At 47.3% G+C, this 24,393-nt stretch carries 23 protein-coding genes; 14 read left to right on the top strand and 9 right to left on the bottom strand.

Going from position 1 to position 24,393, the window contains the following annotated elements; translation table 11 throughout:
* The first annotated feature begins 27 nt into the window (after positions 1 to 27).
* The 3 genes from ACZ43I_RS02600 (at position 28) to ACZ43I_RS02610 (ending at position 2,896) form a co-directional block, all read left to right on the top strand.
* Positions 28 to 930, top strand: a complete 903-nt coding sequence (locus tag ACZ43I_RS02600; RefSeq protein WP_344704202.1) for a fumarylacetoacetate hydrolase family protein — start codon at positions 28 to 30, stop codon at positions 928 to 930.
* Positions 931 to 985: 55 nt separating this feature from the next.
* Entirely contained in the window at positions 986 to 1,360 is a 375-nt protein-coding gene (locus ACZ43I_RS02605) for a YisL family protein (protein WP_344704200.1), read from the top strand.
* Between the two features lie 123 nt (positions 1,361 to 1,483).
* Positions 1,484 to 2,896 carry an alpha-amylase family glycosyl hydrolase gene (locus tag ACZ43I_RS02610; RefSeq protein WP_344704198.1) on the top strand — a complete coding sequence of 471 codons (1,413 nt, stop codon included), beginning with the start codon at positions 1,484 to 1,486 and terminating at the stop codon, positions 2,894 to 2,896.
* A gap of 78 nt (positions 2,897 to 2,974) precedes the next feature.
* Here the strand turns inward: ACZ43I_RS02610 and ACZ43I_RS02615 are convergent, their stop codons facing one another.
* From ACZ43I_RS02615 to ACZ43I_RS02625, 3 genes are read right to left on the bottom strand one after another with little or no spacing between them, the layout of a single operon-like run.
* The gene (locus tag ACZ43I_RS02615; RefSeq protein ID WP_344704196.1) at positions 2,975 to 4,318 is read right to left on the bottom strand and encodes a CoA-disulfide reductase; all 1,344 of its coding nucleotides are present in this window, start codon (positions 4,316 to 4,318) and stop codon (positions 2,975 to 2,977) included.
* A 2-nt stretch (positions 4,319 to 4,320) separates the two neighbouring features.
* Positions 4,321 to 5,163 (bottom strand): DegV family protein, encoded by an 843-nt coding sequence (locus ACZ43I_RS02620; RefSeq protein WP_344704194.1) that lies wholly within the window; start codon positions 5,161 to 5,163, stop codon positions 4,321 to 4,323.
* Between the two features lie 18 nt (positions 5,164 to 5,181).
* Positions 5,182 to 5,994, bottom strand: coding sequence for a Cof-type HAD-IIB family hydrolase (locus ACZ43I_RS02625; protein WP_344704192.1), 813 nt, complete (start codon positions 5,992 to 5,994; stop codon positions 5,182 to 5,184).
* Positions 5,995 to 6,103: 109 nt separating this feature from the next.
* Between ACZ43I_RS02625 and ACZ43I_RS02630 the strand changes: the two genes are divergently transcribed.
* Complete coding sequence (locus ACZ43I_RS02630; protein ID WP_344704190.1) at positions 6,104 to 6,412, top strand: metal-sulfur cluster assembly factor; 309 nt, start codon at positions 6,104 to 6,106, stop codon at positions 6,410 to 6,412.
* Between the two features lie 35 nt (positions 6,413 to 6,447).
* On the opposite strand, the gene ACZ43I_RS02635 is transcribed toward ACZ43I_RS02630, so the two are convergent.
* On the bottom strand, positions 6,448 to 7,269 hold the full coding sequence (locus ACZ43I_RS02635) for an undecaprenyl-diphosphate phosphatase (protein WP_344704189.1): 822 nt from the start codon (positions 7,267 to 7,269) through the stop codon (positions 6,448 to 6,450).
* A gap of 168 nt (positions 7,270 to 7,437) precedes the next feature.
* Between ACZ43I_RS02635 and clpB the strand changes: the two genes are divergently transcribed.
* From clpB to ACZ43I_RS02660, 5 genes are all read left to right on the top strand, one after another.
* The gene (clpB, locus tag ACZ43I_RS02640) at positions 7,438 to 10,026 is read left to right on the top strand and encodes an ATP-dependent chaperone ClpB (protein ID WP_344704187.1); all 2,589 of its coding nucleotides are present in this window, start codon (positions 7,438 to 7,440) and stop codon (positions 10,024 to 10,026) included.
* A gap of 210 nt (positions 10,027 to 10,236) precedes the next feature.
* On the top strand, positions 10,237 to 11,124 hold the full coding sequence (ehuB, locus tag ACZ43I_RS02645; RefSeq protein ID WP_344704185.1) for an ectoine/hydroxyectoine ABC transporter substrate-binding protein EhuB: 888 nt from the start codon (positions 10,237 to 10,239) through the stop codon (positions 11,122 to 11,124).
* A gap of 62 nt (positions 11,125 to 11,186) precedes the next feature.
* Complete coding sequence (gene ehuC, locus ACZ43I_RS02650; RefSeq protein WP_344704183.1) at positions 11,187 to 11,849, top strand: ectoine/hydroxyectoine ABC transporter permease subunit EhuC; 663 nt, start codon at positions 11,187 to 11,189, stop codon at positions 11,847 to 11,849.
* The gene (locus tag ACZ43I_RS02655) at positions 11,849 to 12,556 is read left to right on the top strand and encodes an amino acid ABC transporter permease (RefSeq protein WP_344704181.1); all 708 of its coding nucleotides are present in this window, start codon (positions 11,849 to 11,851) and stop codon (positions 12,554 to 12,556) included. The genes ehuC and ACZ43I_RS02655 overlap by 1 nt, the downstream gene beginning before the upstream one ends.
* Complete coding sequence (locus ACZ43I_RS02660) at positions 12,556 to 13,332, top strand: amino acid ABC transporter ATP-binding protein (RefSeq protein WP_344704179.1); 777 nt, start codon at positions 12,556 to 12,558, stop codon at positions 13,330 to 13,332. Before ACZ43I_RS02655 ends, ACZ43I_RS02660 begins: the two co-directional genes overlap by 1 nt.
* Positions 13,333 to 13,392: 60 nt before the next feature.
* Here the strand turns inward: ACZ43I_RS02660 and ACZ43I_RS02665 are convergent, their stop codons facing one another.
* The 4 genes from ACZ43I_RS02665 to ACZ43I_RS02680 form a co-directional block, all read right to left on the bottom strand.
* Positions 13,393 to 15,066, bottom strand: a complete 1,674-nt coding sequence (locus ACZ43I_RS02665) for a glycerol-3-phosphate dehydrogenase/oxidase (protein WP_344704177.1) — start codon at positions 15,064 to 15,066, stop codon at positions 13,393 to 13,395.
* A 44-nt stretch (positions 15,067 to 15,110) separates the two neighbouring features.
* Positions 15,111 to 16,634 carry a glycerol kinase GlpK gene (gene glpK, locus ACZ43I_RS02670; protein ID WP_344704175.1) on the bottom strand — a complete coding sequence of 508 codons (1,524 nt, stop codon included), beginning with the start codon at positions 16,632 to 16,634 and terminating at the stop codon, positions 15,111 to 15,113.
* 37 nt (positions 16,635 to 16,671) lie between these two features.
* Positions 16,672 to 17,490, bottom strand: coding sequence for an MIP/aquaporin family protein (locus ACZ43I_RS02675; RefSeq protein WP_344704173.1), 819 nt, complete (start codon positions 17,488 to 17,490; stop codon positions 16,672 to 16,674).
* Between the two features lie 169 nt (positions 17,491 to 17,659).
* On the bottom strand, positions 17,660 to 18,199 hold the full coding sequence (locus ACZ43I_RS02680; protein WP_344704171.1) for a glycerol-3-phosphate responsive antiterminator: 540 nt from the start codon (positions 18,197 to 18,199) through the stop codon (positions 17,660 to 17,662).
* A gap of 142 nt (positions 18,200 to 18,341) precedes the next feature.
* Here ACZ43I_RS02680 and ACZ43I_RS02685 point away from each other — a divergent pair, with 142 nt between their 5' ends.
* A complete protein-coding gene (locus ACZ43I_RS02685; RefSeq protein ID WP_344704169.1) occupies positions 18,342 to 19,430 on the top strand; it encodes an NAD(P)H-dependent flavin oxidoreductase in 1,089 nt (362 codons plus the stop codon).
* 53 nt (positions 19,431 to 19,483) lie between these two features.
* On the opposite strand, the gene ACZ43I_RS02690 is transcribed toward ACZ43I_RS02685, so the two are convergent.
* On the bottom strand, positions 19,484 to 19,681 hold the full coding sequence (locus tag ACZ43I_RS02690) for a DUF2929 family protein (protein WP_344704168.1): 198 nt from the start codon (positions 19,679 to 19,681) through the stop codon (positions 19,484 to 19,486).
* 480 nt (positions 19,682 to 20,161) lie between these two features.
* On the opposite strand from ACZ43I_RS02690, the gene ACZ43I_RS02695 reads away from it, so the two are divergent.
* Genes ACZ43I_RS02695 through ACZ43I_RS02710 form a run of 4 tightly spaced genes read left to right on the top strand, consistent with a single transcriptional unit; the run spans position 20,162 to position 24,205 of the window.
* Positions 20,162 to 21,208, top strand: a complete 1,047-nt coding sequence (locus ACZ43I_RS02695; RefSeq protein ID WP_344704166.1) for an ABC transporter ATP-binding protein — start codon at positions 20,162 to 20,164, stop codon at positions 21,206 to 21,208.
* Positions 21,208 to 22,137 carry an ATP-binding cassette domain-containing protein gene (locus ACZ43I_RS02700; RefSeq protein WP_344704164.1) on the top strand — a complete coding sequence of 310 codons (930 nt, stop codon included), beginning with the start codon at positions 21,208 to 21,210 and terminating at the stop codon, positions 22,135 to 22,137. Before ACZ43I_RS02695 ends, ACZ43I_RS02700 begins: the two co-directional genes overlap by 1 nt.
* A gap of 7 nt (positions 22,138 to 22,144) precedes the next feature.
* Positions 22,145 to 23,107, top strand: a complete 963-nt coding sequence (opp4B, locus tag ACZ43I_RS02705; protein WP_344704162.1) for an oligopeptide ABC transporter permease — start codon at positions 22,145 to 22,147, stop codon at positions 23,105 to 23,107.
* Between the two features lie 15 nt (positions 23,108 to 23,122).
* Positions 23,123 to 24,205, top strand: coding sequence for an ABC transporter permease (locus ACZ43I_RS02710; protein WP_344704160.1), 1,083 nt, complete (start codon positions 23,123 to 23,125; stop codon positions 24,203 to 24,205).
* Positions 24,206 to 24,393 lie beyond the last annotated feature (188 nt).

Consider the following 24,393-nt stretch of genomic DNA (forward strand, 5'->3'; position numbering starts at 1 on the left):
ATACACATAATAAGAGGAGCGTATTCCATGAAATTTCTAACATTCTATTATCAGGACCATACGTATTACGGCGTTAAAGTAAAGCGTGAAGAGAGTGCGTGGATCCTGCCAAGATTGTTTGAGGCATTCGGCTCGGAAGAAGCATATCCAAAAACACTTCTGGAAGGCATCTCAAAATATCATACACTCGACTTCCAGGAATTAGTCCGCAAACTTGTGGAAAAAGCGGAAGCTTCCGAAAATCCGGACCAATATAAAGCGCCTTTCGATGAAATTACATTCAAAGCGCCTGTAACCCCTCCGAATAATGTGATTGCTTTCGGACGAAACTACAAGTCGCATGCAGAGGAAATGAACAATGAGGTACAAAGCCTCTATGTCTTCACCAAAGCGGCGACGAGTCTTGTGGGAGATGGGGAAACGATACCGAACCATCAGGATATCACCAGCCAACTCGACTATGAGGGGGAACTCGGTGTAGTCATCGGCAAACGTGCCGAGAAGGTTCCAAGTTCAATGGCGCTTGATTATATATATGGCTATACAATCATCAACGATATTACTGCACGCGATCTTCAGAAGGAGCATAAGCAGGCCTTCTTGTCGAAGAGCTTGAAGGGTGGCTGTCCGATGGGGCCTTTCATCGTAACTAAAGATGAACTTCCGAACCCGGAAGAGACATCCATCGTGACTAAAGTGAACGATGAAATCCGCCAGGACGGCAGCACGAAGGAGATGGTCCTCAAATTGGACGAACTCATTGCGGAAATTTCCAAATTCGTCGTGCTTGAGCCGGGCGATGTCATCGCAACGGGTACCCCGGGAGGAGTCGGTGCGGGAATGGATCCGCAGAAATTCCTGCAGCCGGGTGACGAGGTGCGCATCGCAATCAATGGCATCGGTACCCTCACTACGCATATTGGGAAGTAATTTCCTCTTAAATATGATAGAATATTGATGATTCATATTTGAAAGGAAGATTTATGTGATACATCTGCACTTAACGGCACTGGTCCTTGCGATCATCCTGTTTTTCATCACTTATAATTCAATCGATTATCCAGATGGCCAATCGAAATACTCGAAGCCGCTGCACATGGTGTTGAGGCTGGTCTATCTGATCATCCTATTCAGTGGACTTATGCTGTTCCTCGATTTCGGCAGTGGCAACCAGATGCTCTACGGCATCAAATTCCTTCTTGGATTGGTTACGATCGGCCTGATGGAAATGGCTATCATCAAGCAGCGTAAAAAAGGCACAGGCCGCAATCTTATGATCGGACTCATCGTATTCCTGATCATCACGATTGCACTCGGCATCTACTTGCCGATGGGTCCTTTGAGCGCAATGTTCCAGTAATGGCAGAGGCACTCCTTTAGGAGTGCCTTTTTTCATGGAAATTTGTGAACGTTTATTGAAATGAACCTTTTTTAAAACGTTATCTAGTATACTGAACCTATAAAAGCAGAAGGTAGGATCGCAATGAAGAAAACTATGATATATATGGCGATGCTGTTGATGGCATTCGGTTTGACCTATGACACAGCATCTGCAGAGACAACCAACACCAGAATCTATACCATCGTTGTCGACCGGTTCATGAGTGGAGATGACGGTAATGATATCAATGTAACTGACGAGAAAGAAACACCATTGCCATTCGGCGGTGATTTCCAAGGTATCGAAAGCAACTTGGACTACATAAAGGATATGGGGTTCAGCGCCTTGATGCTGTCTCCTGTATTCGACCGGGCCGAAGATGATTATCTGGGCTATGCCGTTAGAGAATATGGTGAGATCGAAGAAGCTCTCGGTGGACCGGAAGCGTTTAAAAGTCTGATAGATGCAGCGCATGAGCGGGGTATGGATGTCATCGTCGATATGCCGGCCACTTTGGCTGAAGGTTATACAGCTTTTGATGCGCCCGTATTGAATGATATCCAACAGGATTATTACGGTATGATAGATGCAGAATTCATAGACCTCCAAAACGCCGACAACCAAAAACGATACAAGGAAATGGCCCGTGAATTCACTGAGGATTATAATATCGATGGACTCAGCATGACGGTAATCCAGGATGGCATCGATGCCAAGGAATTTCTGCCTGAAGATGTCACAACCTATGGAATCAGCGGGGACGATGATATCACATTGGAAGGCTTCGACCACGCTGCTTCAAATGATCTGCAGGAAGCCTTATCATATGGCTTCAGTAAGCCTGACCGTGAAATCCCTGCCTACCCGACAGACGGTACATTGCTTCTTGCAGACCATTGGTTCAGTGAGCGGTTCACCCATAATGTAGTGGAGGCAAATATGTTCCCCGGCACGCGCATCAATCAATTGACCACTTACTTGTATGCCTATCAGGGGCCTATCGCGTTTCAGTATGGTACTGAAATCGCATTGAACGGCGATGAAATCCCGATTGTCCACAGACAGATGGATCTATGGACGGACCAGGAACTGGTGGATGAGATTGAAGCGATCAATGAAGTGACGCAAAAACATCCCCAGATCTACCAAGGAGAGACCGAAGTGATCAAAAATGAGGATGGTCACTTCGTGCAGCGCTATTATACATCAGACGTCGATTTTGTATTGAACATAAACAGCACTTCCGCCACAGAAAACGTAAAAGTGCCCTTTGAAGGTGAAGATGAAAGTAAGATGCTGAGCGGTATGCTCATCGGCGACTTGATCCGTGGCAGTGACATGAAGAATGAGGCGTTCCTTGCGGTATTGGACCGTGAAGAGAGCGAGCTCTATGCCATCATTGAAGAAACCGGGATGAACAATGGCTATATATATGCAGGCCTGCTCATCTTCGGAGGCTTCGGCATCTTCGTCTGGCTGGTCGCAAGAAGGCGCCGGCCAAAGGAAAGAAAGTAATCAGCATGGACAATAGATAGAAGATTGATCAATAAAAGACCAGCCGGCTCCATTACGGAGCCCGGCTGGTCTTTGTTTTCAGCGGTATTCATTCATTTTTTCGATGGCTTTATATCCCACCATGTTCAGGACACTTTTAGGACTGGAATAGGGTGGGGAATAGGCGACTTCTATATTGGCGAGATCTGTAGCAGAGCCACCGAGTCTGATATGGGCGGCAAGGATGTCGATGCGTTTGTCGACACCTTCAGTGCCGACGACCGAAGCGCGCAGTATGCGGCCGTCCTTTTTATGGGCGTATATCCTGACTCGTATCGGCTTGCTGTCTGCCATGTATCCTGCTTTGCTTTTTTGTGTATGGTCGACGGTGAAATAAGGGTAGTCTTTCAACTCTTCTTCAGATAGGCCAAGACCTGCAATGTCATAATTGAAGAAGCGCATGATGTTGGTACCGAGGAGGCCTTCAAAGCGTACGGCTTGGTTTCCGCTGATCTGGTTGCTGATGACGAACGCCAGGCGATGGGCCCCCCATGCCAAGGCGACGTTGACGCGCCGATCTTCCACATGCTGATAGAACGTCTCGATTGAATCTCCGAGCGCATAGACACAATCTTTATTCGTCCGGCCGCGGTCATCGGTGCATATATGGCCGGAATCATTCAATGTGATGCCCGAATCTTCTAAGAATCCGGTTGAAGGGTTAATGCCGATGCCAGCGATGATCATAGGAGCAGAAATCTCCTCGCCGGTCGACAGTGCAGCAGTGCCACCTTCTACTTTTTCGATTTCCGCTTCGAGCTTCACTTCCACGCCGTGCCTGTGAAGTTCCTCCAGGAAGAAATCACTCATGTCGCTCTCAAGGGGTTTGTATATATTCTTGCTGCGGTGCACGAGCGTAACATGAATGCCGCGTTGAACGAGGTTTTCGACCATTTCAAGGCTGATGTAACCGGCACCCACGACGACGACATGATCAATGTCATGTTCTTCGATATACGATTTTATGGCGTCCATATGATGAAGGGCGTGGAGGACAAATGCCTGAGGGACATTCTCAAGAGCAGGGATGATCCGGGGACTGGCCCCAGGTGATAGCACCAAGTGGTCATACGGTGCTTTAAAGACATTGCCGTCCTCAAGGTTTTTGACATCCACTGTCTTGGCATCCGAATCGACGCCAACCACTTCATGCCGTGTTTTGACGATGACATCGCGCTCCTTGAAGGATTCGGGAGTAGCGGCGATGAGTTGATCACGCCTTTCTACTTCCCCTCCTACATGATAGGGCATCCCACAGTTTCCATAACTGATATGCGGGCCTTTTTCATAGATGGTAATATCGATTTCCGGATCGAGCCTACGGAGTTGGGCGGCAGTTGTAGCGCCCCCGGCAACTCCCCCGACGATTATGACTTGTGCCATTTTTACACTCCTTCATTGAAATAGAACATTGCCACAGTACCGTTCCCGGTATGGCTGCTTATGGTAGGTCCGATGGTTGAAATTTTCACATCGGAAACATTTGTATCTTCGAGTATCTTCTTTTTCAGCTGTTCTGCCTGGGATTCCGCATTTGAATGGGTCAGATGCACTTCATGTGTGACGTTGTCGGCAAGGAGGTGCTTGGTCATGCTTGAAAACACCTTTTTTATGCCGCGGTGCTTTTCAAGGGGCACAAGTTTCCCATCTTCGACATGAAGAAGTGGTTTGATGTTGAGCAATCCTCCAAGGAATGCCTGGCCTTTTGACAGACGACCTCCCTTGGCAAGATAATCAAGGTCGTTGACTGTGAAGAAATGGCGGATGTTCTTCACATCTTGTTCTATCTGTGCCATCATAACGTCTTTTTCCATATCTTCCTTCAAATATCCATGGGCGCGCTCTATTATCATGCCGAGGCCATAACTCGCAGACTTAGTGTCGATGATTGTGATGTCCGCTTCCGGAAGCTCATCGATAATTGTATCACGGGCTATCAGGGCACTCTGATAAGTGCCTGACAGCTCGCTTGAAAATGCGATATATAGGATGGGTTCTCCTTTTTTTGTATATTTACGGAATATATTGGTGAAATCTTCTGGGTTTGCCTGACTCGTCAATGGACGCTTGCCTTCTGTGATGGCTTCCAGCACTTCCGAGCTCGAAATCTCATACTGATCATGGTAATCGTTGTCGCCAATGGTGATGCGCAACGGAATCATTTCGATGTCCATCTCCTTAAGCTGCTGCAGGGGGATATCTGAACAGCTGTCCACTAGCAATTTCATATTAACCGCTCCTTCCTTTTATAGACGTAATTTGAAAAAATCATTCAGAAATTGTCCGATGCCGTCATTGTTGTTTGTGTCTGCCGCATAATCAGCTGCATCCTGTATTTCTTTTATGGCGTTGCCCATAGCCACGCCATGTTCGGCATATTTGATCATTTCGGTATCATTGTCCTCATCGCCGAATGCAATGATGTTTTTCTGGTCGATGCCCATGTAGCCACGAACATAATTGACGCCGACTGCTTTGTTGATGCCTTTTTTGACGATTTCTATTACAGGGTAGGGTGCACCCCAGCGCCGATGTTCGATGGTATCCGCAAAAAGGTCATCAAGTGCTTGTCTGATGTTCGGCACTTCAGGCTCTTCTGCCTGAATCAGTATTGTGGTCGGCCCCGATTCGATGGTCTGAGTAAGGTCACCAATCCTTATCTCCGGGTTGCCCATGCTGAAGGCTTCAAAGAGTACTTCATCATGATAGTGGAGATAGACGTTGTCCTTGACTTCAGCAATGATGTTCTGGATGTTGAGGTCAGGCACCCGGCGCACTATCTCCTGGGCGACTTCGAGATCGAGTTCCTCGTGGACCGTCCGGAAATAGAGGTCGCTTGGATGATGGACGAACGCTCCGTTGAAGTTGACAATAGGAGTGGTCATATCCAGTTCCCTGTAGTAGGGTTCGCTCGCCCTGTAGGGACGGCCGGTCGATATCATCAGTTCATGCCCCTTCTTCTTAAGTTCGAGCAGGACCTTTTTGGTAAATGGGCTGATCTCTTTTTCGTCCGTCAGCAATGTGCCATCAAGGTCGAGACATATAAGATGTTTTTCCATTATGCAAAATCTCCTTGTTAATATTCATAAAACTATCATATCATTTATGTTTATCTAGTGCGGTTTTTTTGATATATTAATAGTATATACTCTGGAAGGAGTGAGATAAATGGATAAAATGATGGAAGAAAGCATGATGGGCGCACTCGAGAACGTGATCGACCCTGAACTTGGCATCGATATAGTCAACCTTGGCTTGGTCTACGGCGTACATCTCGATGAAGATGGCAATGCTGGTGTCGAGATGACATTGACTTCAATGGGCTGTCCGATGGGGCCGCAGATTGTCGATTCAGTCAAACAGGCACTTTCGGAATTGCCGGAAGTGGAAGAGACTGAAGTCAACATCGTCTGGAACCCACCATGGGATAAAGATAAAATGAGCCGTTACGCGAAAATCGCGCTCGGTGTCAGCTAAAGGCATGAAAAAAGCACTCGTCAGAGTGCTTTTTTTTATGCAACGAGATGGTAGATGATGGCGAACGCACCGATTGCGAAACAATAGTAGCTGAAAAGTGCGAGATTGCCTTTTTCCATGATGTTCTGCAACCATTTCAATGCAATATAAGTCGCTATCATACTGGAGATGAAAGCCAGCAGGTAAGGGATCCATAACGCAGACAGATTCGGATCGTTGACGAGGTCGTCGACCGAGATCAGTGCTGTTCCGAGGGAGACGGGGATATAGAGCAGGAAGACAAAACGCAGAGCATTCTTCTGGTTCATGCCGACCGCCATGGCACCGACGAGTGTTGCGCCGCTGCGGCTGATGCCGGGCATGAGTGCCACACACTGCGCCGCCCCGACGATGATGGCGTCCCGGAAGCGGATATCCCCGTCCTTCTTCTGACCACGCTTATTTTTGATGAACCAGAGGGCAAGGCCTGTGACAAGCAGCATGAAGCCGACTGTCAGCATGGAGACGTTATCTCCGATGATATCCTTCAGGAGAATACCCAGAATGCCGACCGGGATGGTGGCGATGATGAGGTAGAGGACATAGCGGAAATCCTCTGCCGCCTCTTCATCACGTGCCCCTTTAAAAATGAAGCGCGACAAGTTGACGATGATTTCAGTGATGTCCGCCCTGTATATGTAGAGGACTGCGATAAGGGATGCTGTATTAAGCAATATTTCAAAGGAAAGTCCTTTGGCTTCGACTCCGAGCAATTCACGTGCAATGACAAGATGGCCACTCGATGAAACGGGTATCGGCTCGGTGAAACCCTGAAGCAGGCCAAGAAAGATATAGCGTATAAGTTCAATGATATCCAAAACTGTCCCTCCTAAAATTCCTATACTATAATATAGAATAAATTCGCTCTAAAAGCCATCAATTGCTTGAAAAATGAATGCATAGGTGTATAATATAGTTAAGGTCAAAAAAGGTCAAACACTACTTAAGAACACTGCCACGGCAGATTTTAAAAAGAGGTGAAACATATGGATATCAACAGAATGACTTATACCGTGCAATCGGTTATAGAACAGGCGCAATCCATTTCGGTTGATCTGAAGCTGCAGTCGATTGAATCGGAAGCATTGATGAAGGCTATGCTGACAGTGGATGAAAGCATGGCCAAGGATGTATTGGAGAGGGCGTCCATCAATACCGGTGAAATCATTGCACAGTATGATGAAAAATTGAAGAAGTACAATGTCGTCAAAGGCGACAATGTGCAGTACGGACAATATATGTCGAGCGGCTTTTCCCAGGTGATGGACCGCGCCGAAAAAATCATGACGGAAATGAAGGATGAGTACGTCTCCATCGAACATGTCCTGCTCGCAGGCATGGAAAAGGAACAGATATTGAAGGAAGCAGTCGGCAATAAGGTGGAAGTGATCAAAGAAATCATCAATAAAGCAAGAGGGGGAAACCATGTGACCACACAAAACCCGGAAGTGCAGTACGAAGCGCTTGAAAAATACGGTCGTGACCTCGTCGAAGAAGTCAGGAACGGGAATGTAGACCCCGTAATCGGCCGGGATGAGGAAATCCGCAACTCCATACGCATACTGAGCCGCAAGCGCAAAAATAACCCGGTGCTCATCGGAGAGCCGGGAGTCGGTAAAACAGCCATCGTCGAAGGCCTGGCCCAGCGCATCGTACGCAAGGATGTGCCGGACAGCCTGCTCGACAAGACAATCTTCGAACTCGATTTATCAGCATTGGTGGCAGGCGCAAAATACCGCGGTGAATTTGAAGAGCGCCTTAAAGCAGTCCTGAAAGAAGTGAAGGAGTCAGAAGGGCGCATCATCCTGTTCATAGACGAGATCCATATGCTCGTCGGTGCAGGTAAGACCGAAGGGGCGATGGACGCCGGCAATATGCTAAAACCCATGCTTGCACGCGGCGAACTGCACTGCATCGGTGCGACCACACTGAATGAATACCGTGAGTACATCGAGAAAGACTCGGCCCTGGAACGCCGCTTCCAAAAGGTACAGGTGCCGGAACCTGATGTGGAGGATACCATTTCCATACTGCGTGGCCTTAAGGAACGCTACGAAGTGCATCATGGCGTCAGAATCACGGACCGCGCCCTGGTAGCTGCAGCAGAACTATCCGATCGCTATATTACAGACCGCTTCCTGCCGGACAAGGCGATCGACCTGATGGATCAGGCAAGCGCCACAATCAGAACTGAAATGGGTTCCAATCCGACGGAACTCGATCAGATAAACCGTCGTGTAATGCAGCTTGAAATTGAGGAACAGGCACTTAAATCGGAAGATGATGCGGTTTCCAAAAACCGTCTGATAGAACTTCAGAAGGAGCTGTCGGAAGTGCGCGAGGAGCAGCAGACATTGGCTCAGCGCGTCCAACGTGAAAAGGACCAGATTCAAAAAGTGAACGACAAGCGTGAAGAAGTCGACAGGGTCCGCCAGGAACTGGAAGAAGCGGAAAATAACTATGAGCTTGAAAAAGCTGCAGAACTGCGCCATGGGAGATTGCCGCAACTCGAGAAGGAGCTGGATGCACTGGCAGAAGCGTTGCAGGAAGAAAGTGCCGGTGAGAACCGCATCATCCGCGAAGTCGTCACAGAAGATGAGATAGGATATATCGTCAGCCAATGGACGGGTATTCCAGTATCGAAGCTTGTCGAAACCGAAAAGGACAAGCTACTGAAACTTGCAGATATCCTGCATGAACGGGTTGTCGGCCAGGATGAAGCGGTCGATCTCGTATCCGATGCAGTCATCCGTGCCCGGGCAGGCATTAAAGACCCGAACCGCCCAATCGGCAGCTTCCTCTTCCTCGGACCGACAGGTGTGGGTAAGACCGAGCTTGCAAAAACCCTTGCGGCAACGATGTTCGATTCAGAGAAGCACATGATACGGATCGATATGAGTGAATATATGGAAAAACACGCCGTCTCCAGATTAATTGGTGCCCCGCCTGGATATATCGGACATGAAGAAGGTGGACAATTGACCGAAGCAATAAGGCGTCAACCGTATTCCGTAATATTGCTCGATGAAGTCGAGAAAGCGCACAGTGATGTATTCAATATTCTGCTCCAGCTGCTTGATGAAGGCCGACTCACAGATTCCAAGGGCCGTTCTGTTGATTTCAGGAATACAATCATCATCATGACTTCAAATATCGGCTCGAACCATCTGCTCGATACAGTGGTTGAAGAAGGTGAGATTTCAGAGGATACTAAACAGATTGTCATGCGTGAAGTGCATCAATACTTCAAACCTGAAATAATCAACCGGATGGATGATATAGTCATCTTTACACCACTGTCCCGAGAAGATATGAAACTGATCACGCAGAAATTGCTTGAAGATCTGAACCGGCGTCTTGATGATCAGCATATGACCATCGAAGTCACCGAAGCGGTCAAAGATTGGATCTCAGAGGAAGCCTACGAACCGCAATTCGGTGCAAGGCCACTTAAACGGTTTATCCAGAGGCACATAGAGACACCACTCGCAAGAAAACTCATTGCAGCCGACTTAAGTGAAGGACTCCATGTCAAGATCGATTACGATGATGACGGATTAAAATTTGATATGTAATTGAACGCACTCCCCGAGGGGGTGCTTTTTTTATGGAACAATTTCAATGACAAAGGTCCAGCTTGAAAAGCTAGTAGTGATAGACGTTGCAGGGGACAATCGATACTTAAGGAGCACTTATTGAATTTGACAGGAAAACTCAGTTCTGTATACTAAAAATGTACAACTTACATGGCAGAATAATCCAAATAATTATTAGGAGGAAATTCATTGAAAAAAATTCCACTATTACTCGCACTTGGATTTATATTTATATTGGGCGCATGCGGCAACGGCGATTCAGAAGAATCCGATTCTGGTTCAAGTAAATTGGATGAACTGAAAGAGAGTGGTACTGTAAATATCGGGTTTGCAAATGAACCCCCGTATGCTTATGAAAATTCAGAGAGCGGAGAGCTTGAAGGCGCAGCCATAGAAATCGCCAAGGCTGTATTCTCTGAAATGGGCATCGACAATGTCGAAGGTCATCTAACTGACTGGGGCGAGTTGATACCGGGTGTGCAGGCCGGCCAGTATGATGTTATTACTGCTGGTATGGCGATATTGCCGGACAGATGTGAGAATGCTCTGTTTGCAGAACCTGAAATGCAATACGGAGAGGGTCTGGTCGTAGCGGCGGGCAACCCGAAAAATATTAAAAGCTATGCTGATATAGCAGATAATCCAGATGTGAAGGTTGCTTTGATGGAGGGCACTACGCAGTTTGATTTCCTTGATCAAGAGGGTGTAGATCCAAGCCAGATCATGTCGGTTGGCGACATTCCAGGGCAACTCTCCGCTGTACAATCAGGCAATGCCGATGTTACTGCAGCGACTGAAGCAACTCTAAGAGCAGCCTATGAATCATTGGATAGCGAGGACGTAGAGATCGTCGATGATTTCGAACAGCCAGATATCAAAGGCATTCCAAGTTTCGGTGCTGCGGCGTTCAACCTCGATGATGCAGAGCTGCGTGATGCTTACAATGAAGCACTGGAGACACTTAAAGAAGATGGCACGATTGATCAGATCCTTGATGATGCCGAAGGTTTTGAAGCAGAAAGCAATAGGGTTGAAGTCGGTGGAATGACGACCGAGGAACTCTGTGAAGCTGAATAATCTTTTCAGGCCCAGTGGGGATACCCCTCTGGGCCTTTATTTTAATAGAGGAGTGGGGAAATATGTTTGAAAACTGGGTGAATATACTGACCTACCTATCTCAGGGGGCATGGACGACAATCAGCATATTTCTAGTCGCAGCCTTATTTTCTTTTATAATGGCCTTCATCGCTGGGCTTTCACGTCTATCGACGAATCTGCTGCTCAGAGGGTTTACGGCTTTCTATGTGGAAATATTTAGAGGTACATCGCTGATTGTGCAGTTATTCTGGTTATATTATGCTGTTCCGATGCTCTTTAATATCGATCTTGGCAGCAATTGGTGGGTCGGTGTCATTGCCATTGGATTGAACTATGGCGCATATATGTCTGAGGTGGTGCGAAGCTCGATCCTCTCCATTAATAAGGGTCAGACAGAAGCATCGATCGCATTAAACCTTTCGAGATTCCAAAGAATGAGACAAGTCATCCTGCCTCAGGCTCTAAGGTTGATGCTGCCTGAGTTTGGAAACTACTCGATTCAGATACTTAAAGGGACAGCACTTGTTTCATTGATTGGTTTGAGTGACATCCTCTACTACGGGGATATCTATAGGTCTTCCAACCTCTCAGAAGGCCCAATTGCCTATTTCATGGTGCTTGTCATGTATTTCATCATTGCACTGCCATTGATCTGGCTATCTAAAAAAGGTGAGAAAATCGCCAGGAAAGGGGTGGCGAGCTGATGAATTCACAATATTGGAGCTGGGAAACATTTCTGGAAGCATTTCCGATTATTCTGGAAGGACTTAAAATAACTCTTGGCCTGACTGTTGTAAGTTATCTATTGGCAATGCTTGCCGGTTTTATCTGGCTTGTGCTGGAGTCTACACCGTGGCGGCCATTCAACCTCATCATCTACTGGATCAGGGAATTCATAAGGTCCACACCTCCCATAGTCCAGATATTCTTTCTGTATTTTGCATGGCCGATGGTGCCTTATGTAGGCATGTCATTCACACCATTTGTAGCTGCCATGTTGGCTTTGGGAATCCATTTCTCAACATACATCAGTGAAGTCTACCGTTCAGGCATCGACAGCGTGGAAAAAGGTCAGCGTGAAGCTTCAACCGCACTTAACCTTTCAACGAAAGACAGATGGTTGAATGTCATCCTGCCCCAGGCATTACCACCGACGATACCGATGCTCGGCAACTACTTGATCATACTGTTTAAGGAAGTGCCGCTTGCTGCAACGATAGGGGTAGTCGGTATACTCAGCATCGCAAGAAGCTACGGCGCACAGACTTGGTCTTACATTGAACCACTGACCATCGTGGCACTTCTGTTCCTGCTGCTCAGCTATCCATCAGCATTGCTGATCAACAAACTTGAGGGCAAGATGAACAGACGATTTGATAAGAAGCAGAAGAAAGTGGGAGTGAGTGAGTAATGGAACCAATTGTAAAGTACGATGATGTCCATAAATCATTTGGAGATACACATGTTTTAAAGGGTATCAACCTGGATATTTATCCTTCTGAAAAAATTGCGATAATCGGACCAAGCGGTTCCGGGAAAACGACGATCATAAGATTGCTGATGACTCTGGAAGAGCCGACGGACGGAGATATCATCGTAGCAGGTGAAAACCTTTGGAAGATGGAAGTCGGCGGAAAAAAGAAGAGAGCCAATGAAAAACATCTGCGTTCAGTCAGGAAAGACATCGGCATGGTGTTTCAGCATTTTAATCTTTTCCCCCATAAGACAATCCTGGACAATTGTGTAATGCCTCTTGTAAAAGTGAAGAAATATAAGAAGAAGGAAGCGGAGGAAGAGGCCAGGAAGATGCTTGACCGTGTGGGGCTTGGAGATAAATACGATGCTTACCCGGCGAACTTGTCAGGCGGACAGAAGCAGCGTGTCGCCATGGCACGGGCACTGGTGATGAAGCCGAAAATCATGTTGTTTGATGAAGTGACATCAGCCTTGGACCCGGAACTTGTCGGAGAAGTGCTCGGAGTGATCAGGGATTTGGCCGAGCATGATGAGATGGCCATGGTGCTCGTCACACATGAAATGGATTTTGCGCTCGAGATCGCAGATCGTGTGCTCTTTTTGGATGACGGCGTCATCGCAGAATCAGGCACGGCAGAAGAAGTCATCAACCAATCTGAGAATCCAAGATTGCAGGACTTCCTAAAACGCTTCAGGAAATCATCAAGTTAAGTAGAATTGAAGCATCAGACATAAATAGGGCCCGCCTTTTGAAGGCGGGCCCTATTTATGTTATGCCATTCCTACTGAGGTCTCGCCCCTTACTTCGCGGCAAGCCTGTTCCAGATCTTCAGCATATTTTTTCTTTCTGTCTTCATCATAATCCAATATATCAGCCATCAGTTCGATGACACCATCTTTATATTTATCGACTTGTGCAATCTCGAAGTACAAGTCGCCGGTACGTCTGACAAAATAGTCGAGAGGGGTGTTTGCCATCTCATGCTGTATGCTGTAGATGACTTGTGCGTGCACATCTTTTGGCAGATTATAGTGATCGGACGCTTCACCAAGTCCACCGGCAATTTCAAAGAGGTGCTCTGTATTGCTGCCGTAATGGTTTGCGAGACGCTGTCCATTCGTTATGGAGAGGCCATACGATGGGGCACGTTCTGCAATTCGAGCGACGTAATCATCGAAACCTTCACTGCCACCGACATCTCCTCCTGACATTGGCTGATTTTTTGTATCGGCCTTGTTGAACTTCAGCCCATATTCCTTCGATAGGCGCTTAGCGACAAGGTCGACTATTTCCTCAGCCATATGCCTGTATCCAGTGAGTTTTCCACCTGCGATTGTAATCAGATCGCTCTCTGCTTCCCATATTTCATCTTTACGAGAAATTTCTGAAGGGTCTTTTCCTTCTTCAAGGATGAGCGGGCGGATGCCGGCCCAAGTGGATTCGATGTTCGATTCATCGAGGTCAAGCCCCGGGAACATATAGTTTGCAGCATCCAGAACATATTTCCGGTCATCTTCATCTGCAACTGGATTTTGCTTATCCCCTTCATAATGGGTATCGGTCGTGCCGACGTAGGTCTTACCGTCGCGCGGAATTGCGAATATCATACGGCCATCAGATTTTGCATCGAAATAGACTGCCTGGCGGAGCGGGAAATCTTCCTGACTGAAGACCAGGTGGACACCTTTTGAAAGATAGAGTTGCTTTTTGCCCTTTTCTGAAACAGTGTCCATCGATCTGACTTCATCAACCCAAGGCCCGCCGGCGTTGATCACACGGCGGCCGAGAATCTGGTAGGTGCCTCCGCCGATGTTATCTTCGGCATGGATGCCGACTACTTTACCATTATCGTAGACGAAGCCTGCGGCTTTCACATGGTTGATTGGATCAGCGCCGAATTCCGCTGCCTTTTTCATGACCTCAAGTGTCATGCGTGCATCATCGGTCTTATATTCGACGTAATACCCACCACCGAGCAGACCTTCCTGTCTGACGAGGGGCTCTTTTTCCAGAACTTTGTCGACGCTGAGCATCTTACGCTGTTCGTTCTTTTTGACTTCTGCCAGCATATCGTAGACACGGAGACCGATGCTTGTAGTCGTTTTGCCGAAAGTACCCCCTTTATGGAAAGGGAGCAGCATCCATTCCGGTGTAGTAACATGCGGTCCATTCTCATAGACGATCGCACGCTCAAGCCCCGTTTCACGTACGATGCCGACCTGGAACTGTTTCAAGTAGCGCAAACCACCATGCACAAGTTTCGTGCTGCGGCTGCTTGTGCCTTCTGCAAAGTCCTGCATCTCGACAAGTGCGACTTTCATGCCGCGTTTGGCAGCATCCAGGGCGATGCCTGCCCCTGTGATGCCACCGCCGATTACCACGATATCATAATCGACTTTTTCCATATGCTGAAGCTGATCTTTACGCGTTAAAGTATTAAACATTGATTTACCTCCTATATTGATTGAAGTAAAGACTGGTGACTGTTCTATTCTGTGTCGTCTTCTGCTGTACCTTGTTTAGGTTTGAATGCCTGGGTGGCAGCGACAGCATGCTGCCAGCCATCATACAGTGATTCACGTTCTTCCTGTTCCATATTAGCCTCGAATACGCTGTCAGTATCAGAAACAGATTTGATCTCATCGGTGGAATCCCAGAAACCTACTGCTAGGCCGGCAAGATATGCAGAACCGAGGGCAGTGGTCTCGAGCACTTCCGGACGTTCTACCGGGGTGCCGAGAATATCAGATTGGAACTGCATGAGGAAATCATTTGCTGCCGCGCCACCATCGACGCGCAATGTTTCAAGATCAATGCCCGAGTCTTTCTGCATTGCGTCCAGGACATCCTTCGTCTGGTAGGCGAGGGATTCGAGTGTGGCGCGAACAAGATGCTCTTTTTCTGTGCCACGGCTTAGCCCGAATACAGCACCCCGTGCTTCTGAGTCCCAATACGGTGCCCCGAGACCTGTGAAGGCCGGAACGAGATATACACCACCATTGGACTCAACTGCATTTGCATAGGATTCGGACTGTTTGGAGTCACTGAACATGCGTAGTCCGTCCCTTAGCCATTGGATGGCCGAACCTGCAACAAATATGGAACCTTCCAATGCGTATTTGACTTCTCCGTTATATCCATATGCAATGGTGGTCAATAATCCGTTGTCGCTCTGTATCGCTTCGGTTCCAGTATTCATAAGCAGGAAACACCCTGTGCCATATGTGTTTTTGGCATCTCCCTTATTGAAGCATGTCTGACCGAACAACGCTGCCTGCTGGTCACCTGCGACTCCGGCAATCGGTACATTCTGACCAAAGAAATGGTTTTTGGTGGTCTTGCCATATACTTCACTGGAAGACTTCACTTCCGGCAGCATGCTTTCAGGTACTTCGATTATATCAAGCAGTTCCTTATCCCATTCAAGCTCATGTATATTGTAGAGCAGCGTACGGCTGGCGTTCGTATAATCAGTTACATGCGTCTCGCCTTCTGTAAAACGCCAGATGAGCCATGTATCAATCGTGCCGAAGAGCAGTTCGCCATTTTCAGCCTTTTCACGGGCACCATCGACATTATCTAATATCCATTTTATTTTGGTTCCTGAGAAGTAGGGATCGAGCAGCAATCCGGTTTTACGGTTGAACAGCTCTTCATGTCCCTGTCCCTTCAATTCATCGCATATTTCAGCGGTCTGGCGAGATTGCCAGACAATCGCATTGTAGATGGGGCGTCCCGTATTCTTATCCCATACGACTGTAGTCTCACGCTGGTTGGTGATGCCTATTGCTTCGATTTGTTCTGCTTTAATGTCGTTTTCTGATAGAACACCTGCTACAACCGAGAGTACGGAACTCCATATTTCATTGGCATTGTGCTCCACCCAACCGGATTGCGGAAAATATTGATTGAATTCCTTTTGACTTGTAGCGACGACTTCACCTTCCTTATTAAAAAGGATGGCTCGCGAGCTTGTTGTCCCCTGATCGAGTGACATAATATACTTTTCCATTATAAAACCCCTTTATATGAGTATATATTGCGTATTACTACATCATCTTAGCTGCATCATCCTTAAGGATGCTCTTATTAAGAAATACCCCTGAAACGAGAACCAAAACAACGGCGATAATAGCTAAGAAAAGAAAAATATCGGATTTTCCTAGGAAAACACTGTTATAGACCGCAGCTCCAAGTGCACCGCCAGCCAAAGGTCCAACAACTGGTACGGCTGCATAGCGGAAATTGGAATCACGTTTGCCGGGTATCGGCAAAATTAAATGGGCGAGACGCGGGCCAAGGTCACGTGCCGGGTTGATTGCGTAGCCCGTTGTGCCACCGAGACTCAGCCCGATTGCGGTGATCAGGAAACCGACGATCAGTGGATTAAGCCCTTCTGTAAAGTCATTAGCCCCAATGAAGAGCAGTCCCATGACCAGTATGAAAGTGCCGATGATTTCACTCGCAAAGTTTGCGACATAATTCGGTAGAGCCGGGGATGTAGAGAATACATCCAATTTCGTCATGGCATCTTCTTCTGCTTTGAAGTGCGGCATGAAATGCAGCCAAACGATGATGCCTCCGAGTAGGCCACCGAGTACTTGGGCGATCATATAAGGGATGACTTGGGCCCATGGGAATGCGCCGGCGACGGCGAAGCCAAGGGTTACTGCAGGGTTGATGTGACCTCCTGAGAACTGTCCGATGGCATAGACGGCGAATGTTACGGCAAATCCCCATCCGAATGCTATAACTGCCCAATCGGCGCCATTTGATTTAGTCCCCTTCAGAGTGACGTTGGCGACAACACCTCCCCCAAAAATGATCAATATGGCTGTACCTACAAATTCTGCAACGAGTTCATTCATTGCTTCCACTCCTTCGTTTGTCGAATTCATTAATAGAACATAAAAAAACCCACACTGGTAGCTATGTCAAAAGCTACAGATGTGGGCTCTTTTTCTCCGTGTCATATTAACTTACTTCTAAAATTACCCTAATGAGCCGGAAGTGTCAACTTATTTGTTGGAGACGTATTCATATATTATCGAACCACAGGGAAGTTTTGCTTGTCGTGACATAGCTGGCACCTGCCATAATGGCATCATCCACTTCGGATTGCGTTTCAATCAGTCCGCCGGCGATGACATCGGCCGCAACCTCCTGCTTGAAGAGGTGGATGACTTTTGGCACGACCCCGGGCAGCACCTCTATCAGATGGGGGTGACATTGATCGATGAGTTCGATGCTTTTTTCTATGGCCGAAGAATCGATGGCAAAGACACGCAGGATGGTCTTCATGCCTAGCTGCCGTGCTTTTTTGACGATCCTCCCCCGTGTGGTCACGATGCCGGTCGGCTTATATTTCTGATGGATGTATTCAAGGGAAGCGGTGTCGACGGCCAAACCTTTTATAAGATCCAGATGAAGATAGACCTCGAATCCATGACTTTTGATGGTGCGGATATGACTGTCGAGATGGCCGATATGGATATCCAATACGACGCATGATCTATAGGGACTTCCAATCAGTTTTTCAAAATCTTTTAAGGAGCGGATTGCTGGAAGAATCTTCATATTTTCCCCCTTCAATAAAAAATTGGTATTGCGTTAATGATAAAGTATTGGTCCACTATTGTATAGTAGGCACTAAAACGGGGTATAGACAGTCAAAGTATGACGTAAAGACATTTCAGGCAACTGCCAGGAGGGCTGATAAATGATTGATACACGTGATAATGCGATGCTAAAGGAAATGCTTGGGATAAAACATGCGATAATCCAAGCCCCGATGGCCGGAGGCATCACAACAGCGGAGCTGGTGGCCGGGGTGTCTGATGCAGGCGGACTCGGCATGATTGGCGGCGGTAGCCTCGAAGCACCGGCACTTAGCAAGCTGATCCGGCAAGTTAAAAAGAAGACTACGCATTCGTTTGGAGTGAACCTTTTTGTTCCATGGGACTTCCAAGTGACGACCGCAGATATGGCGCGCGCTTTTGACACGCTGAAGCTGGTCTATGATAAATTGGGGATTGAACAAGAGCCAGTCACCCCGGCGACACCTGAGTCGGTTGAGTTACGCTTCGAGCAGCAGATTGATGCTGTAATTGAAGACCGGGTTCCGGTCTGCTCATTTATATTCGGGATTCCGGATAATCGTCATATCGAACGGTTGAAGGAAGCAGGCATTGTTGTACTCGCTACTGCCACCACCGTCAGTGAAGCAGAGGAAATCGAACGTGCAGGATTTGATGCGGTTGTCATGCAAGGCGCTGAAGCGGGCGGGCACCGTGGATCTTTCCTGAAGGGTGTTGAAGACAGCTTGAATGGTCTGATGACCTTAATCCCGGAAACACAAGATCACACCAATATCCCACTTATTGCGGCAGGAGGTATCATGGATGGCCGGGGGATAGCGGCTGCACGTATTCTTGGAGCTTCAGGTGTCCAACTTGGTACGGCATTTCTCTCTGCAGAAGAAAGCGGGGCACATAAAGTGCATAAGCAGGCGCTCTCAAAAGACCGCGATACACCGTCAGTTTTGACGCGTCTGTTCACAGGACGTGCGGCGCGGGCAGTCAAGAACCGGTTTATACAGGAAATGACCGAACATGATGAGCACGTGGTCGAGTATCCTGTGCATAGAAAATTGACCCAGCCCATCCAAGACGCTTCAAAGACAGCGGGCTCTACCGAGTATGCGATGCTGCTTGCCGGTCAGGGTAAGAATATGGCGCGCCAGTTGCCGGTAAAGTCATTGGTCGCAAAATTGGTTGAGGAGACGGAAGCATTCAGTCTCAGAATTTGAATGGAAGCATAAAAAACGACCTGCCGTATATGGCAGGTCGTTTTTTATGGTGATTAATGGTTATGCTGTACTTCGTCGGTATCTTCAGGTTTGAGCATGAAATCCAGAACAAAGATTGTCAGCGTGACGATCACTGCAAGCAGTAAACCGCTCCAGACATTCAGTGGGCCACCGCCGCCAAGGCTGTTGATTACGAAGTTAACCATCTGGGTTAACATTAGAGCCCAGATAAAACTGATAAGATACTTCATGGTCCTGCCTCCACTACAAATTTATATATTTTAATGATACCTTAAATGGAATTACATGTATAGTGGCAATCTATCGAAAATATTCCTTTGAATTTTATTTTCATAAAATATTAAATCTATAGACAGAAATACACTTTATTGAAAGCGATTTCATAATTTGCTGGTTTTTATTTAAATACAGTTGAAAAGCATTATTTTCTAGTGTATATTTAACTCTTGGAAATAGTTAAAAATTGCTACAATTCAAAAAATGGTTATTGCGTTTTGAAATATAGAAACTTACAATAGTACTAGAGACACAAAATCTGCCATTTATTGCTACAGAACAAGTATTATTTATCCGGAATAATATTACATGTTTGCGATTGATGGATATAAGCCACTGCGAGTCGATCTCCAGCAGCCTCAGATTTAAGGTCACAAAAGCAGTAAAGCGATATGGAGTACATTATGAAACAGAGGAAGAATGGGTGAAATAGAATGTCTGAAAATTTGTTAGAGGTCAAAAATCTTACAACTGCCTTTAAAATAGGCGGCGAATACTTTCCGGCAGTAGACGATGTTTCATTGAATATTAAACCGAATGAAGTGCTTGCGTTAGTAGGCGAGTCAGGCTCGGGTAAGAGTGCTACGGCCTTTTCACTTATGGGGCTTCATACTAAAGCACGCATGGAAGGGGAAGTGAATTTTCTTGGTCGGAATTTGCTGAAACAAAATGAAGGTAAAATGAATAAAATACGCGGTGGCGATATGGCTATGATCTTCCAAGATCCGATGACAGCATTGAATCCGCTTATGAAGGTCAAACAGCAGATTATCGAAACACTGAAGATACATAACACCAAACCAAAGAATGAAAGGGAATCATATGCTATAGAACTGCTTGACCGAGTGGGAATCCCGCGGCCAAAAAGGGTGGGAGAAGCCTATCCCCATGAATTGTCGGGTGGTATGCGCCAACGTGTGGTCATCGCCATCGCCATTGCAAACCGTCCGAAGATGCTGATAGCGGATGAGCCGACTACGGCACTTGACGTCACAATCCAGGCCCAGATATTGGACCTCATCAGGGAACTCCAGGAAGAATTGAATTCAGGTGTCCTACTCATCACACACGACCTCGGTGTCGTCGCAGAAATGGCGGACCGTGTCGCAGTTATGTATGCCGGTCAGATCGTTGAAGTGGCGCCTGTCAGGGAATTGTTCAAGAATCCACAGCATCCCTATACGAAATCGCTGCTCAATTCCTTGCCGACTGAAGATATGCTCGGTAAGAAGCTGCATGTCATCCAGGGCGTCGTCCCTGCACTCGACAAGATGGACCGCACAGGCTGCCGGTTTGCGCCGCGCATTCCTTGGGTTCCTGCTTCAGAGCACGAATACAATCCACAGTTACGTGAAATCGCACCAGGCCATCATGTACGTTGCACATGCTATAAGAACTTCAGCCTGGAAGGGGCAGGGGAAACTTATGTAGACATTGATGAGCGTGAGTATGAAATGGCCACCCGGGGAGGAAATGTGTAATGAATCTACTGGAGATAAAAGATCTGAAAGTCCACTACCCGATAAAGGGTGGGTTCTTCAATACGGTCAAAGACTATGTCAAAGCAGTTGATGGCGTCAGCATCAGCATACCGGAAGGTACGACATATGGTCTAGTCGGTGAGTCGGGTTCAGGCAAGACTACGACTGGCAAGGCGGTCATGGGCCTTAACCACGTTACCGCCGGAGAAATTTATTTTGATGGCCAGAAGCTTAACGAAAAGAGCCGTAAAGTGAATGTGCGTGATGATATCCAGATGATATTCCAAGATCCCTACTCTTCATTGAATCCGCGTAAACGCGTTTTCGATATAGTGGCAGAGCCCATCAAGAACTACCATAAAAGGTCGAAGGAAGAACTGATCAACGAAGTCCTCGGCCTGTTGAACCGGGTCGGCCTGCCACCAGGCTCGCTTTATAAGTATCCGCATGAATTCTCGGGTGGACAGCGCCAGAGGATTGGTGTGGCCCGGGCGATTGCATTGAACCCTAAACTCATCATTGCAGATGAGCCTGTGTCGGCACTGGATGTGTCCGTACAGGCCCAAGTGCTCAACTTCATGCAGGACATCCAAAAGGATATGGACTTGACGATGATGTTCATCGCCCATGATCTGGGAGTAGTCCGCCATATGTGCCGCCATATCGGCATCATGTACCATGGTCGTCTCGTAGAGGAGGGCACGACTGAAGAAATCTTCAGCAACCCTCAGCACATCTATACGAAACGGCTGATTGCAGCGATTCCTGATACGGACGTGGATGAAGTGGAAAGGAATTTGGCCCTGCGCCAGAAGATCAAAGAAGAGTACGATCAGAATTTCGACGAAAACCTCGACGAAGAAGGTCGGGCTTTCCCGCTGCAGTCCATTTCAAAGACGCACAGAGTTGCGCTACCGGTGAAAGGTTGATGAATATATGCTGAAATTTACAATTAGACGGTTGCTGATCACTTTCCCGCAGCTGATCATTTTGAGCATCCTCGTATTCTTTCTTGGTTCGCTCATGCCGGGGGATGCACTCTCAGGTCTGCTTGATCCGAACATCCCTGCAGAGGCCATCCAGGCCAAAAGGGAAGAGCTTGGACTTGATAACCCTTGGCACATCCAATACAGGGACTGGATATTCGCCATGTTCCAGGGAGATTTCGGAACTTCGATATTCCACCAGAGACCTGTCATGGACGTCATAGGGGACCGGTTGATGAACACAGTATGGTTATCACTGTTCTCCACCATCCTGATCTACTTGATCGGCTTGCCGCTCGGTCTCGTTTCAGGACGCTACAATGATTCTCTCCTTGATAATACAATCACCGGGTATACATACCTCGGATTTGCTACACCACAGTTCATATTCGGTCTGGTCATCCTATGGTTGTTCGGTTACAGCCTCGGTTGGTTCCCAACCGGCGGTTCAGTCGGCCCAGGGCTTGAACCAGGTTCGATAGATTATATACTGAGCAAGATAAACCACCTCGTACTGCCGAGTTTCGCAATAGCACTGATCGGGCTCGTCGGCACAGTGCAGTACTTGAGGAGCGGCATCATAGAAACGAAGCAGAAAGACTTCATCATACTTGCGCGTGCGAAAGGTGTGAAAGAATCGTCCGTCTACAATAGACACATCTTCAGAAACTCAATCTTGCCGATCGCAGCATTCTTCGGCTATGAGATTGTGGCCCTTCTCGGCGGTTCAATCTTCATCGAAATGATCTACAGCTACCCTGGCATGGGCCGGCTGTTCCTGGATTCCATCTCGACACGCGACTTCAGTGTAGCGAATGTTCTGATCCTGTTCTACGGCATCCTGGCAATCTTAGGTGCGCTGTTGTCCGACATCATTTTGAGCATCGTTGATCCTAGGATCCGAATAAAATAGGAAGGAGCGTAAAAATTGGCTAATAAAGATAACTACAATAAAAATATAGATCATGAAAATGAAGAGTCCCGCTTGAATAATGACCCAAGAGAAGAGCGTCCGGTCCAGGGAGATCCGTTCGAAGCGCATGATGATGAAGCCCATGAATACGAAAAGGGCGATATGGACATGACAGTCAAGGCAGACATCCCGCATGGGGCGGCGGGACACGGGGCACTGGACTCCAAAAATCTGCCCAAGAGTCCGCCCGGGTGGAAAGTGATCATGAAGGAAGTGATTGCAGATAAGCTCGCGCTCTTTTCACTGATCCTATTCGTCATCATCACCGCCTATGTGTTTGGTCTGACGATGTTCCTGAACCGTCAGGAAATCGTCACGGTCGACCTTTTCGCCATCAATGAGCCGCCGAATGATATGTTCAGGCTTGGAACCGATTATGGCGGACGGGACATTTTTGGCCAATTGATCATAGGGACACGGAACTCATTGGCGATCGGTATGCTGGTCACTTTGATGAGTGTTGGTTTCGGTGTCGTCTATGGAGTGGTATCGGGATACTTTGCAGGCCAGATTGATAACGCCATGATGCGTGTTGTAGACTTTTTCATGGTACTGCCTTTCCTGATGATCATCATCGTATTTGTAACGATTTCGCCATCCTATGACATCTTCTCATTCTCCTTTATAATGGCGGCATTCCTATGGACAGGCACAGCTAGGCTGGTGCGTTCATTGGCCATGCAGGAAAAGGAGCTCGACTATATCAACGCGTCTAAGACGCTTGGCAGTTCCCACATGAAAGTCGTCTTTACCCAGCTGATCCCGAACCTTGTCGGTATCATCATCGTCAATGGCACGCTGTCTCTGGCAGCAAATATCGGGATTGAATCAGGGTTATCTTTCATCGGATTCGGATTTCCGGAAGATTACCCATCACTTGGAACACTGATGGCCTATGCAACCAATTCCCAGACACTCCAGCATAGACCTTGGATATGGGTACCGGCTGCCATCATGATTCTGGTTCTGATGCTATGCGTGCGGAATATAGGAGAAGCGATGAGACGCGCTGGAGATGCAAGACAACGTAAAGCATAATGTTAGGCTCTACCCCCATTAGTTTGGGGGTTAAGTTTCAATATACTTGTAAGCGATTTCAAAAACTTAACAGAAAATTTTCAAAAGACGAAAAAATTAATGCAATAATACACTTATAATGGAAAACTTTAACTGACAGTCGTTGATATTTCTGACAATTGTGATAATATTGTGGATGGATTACATTA

The organism is Salinicoccus jeotgali (assembly GCF_055379195.1).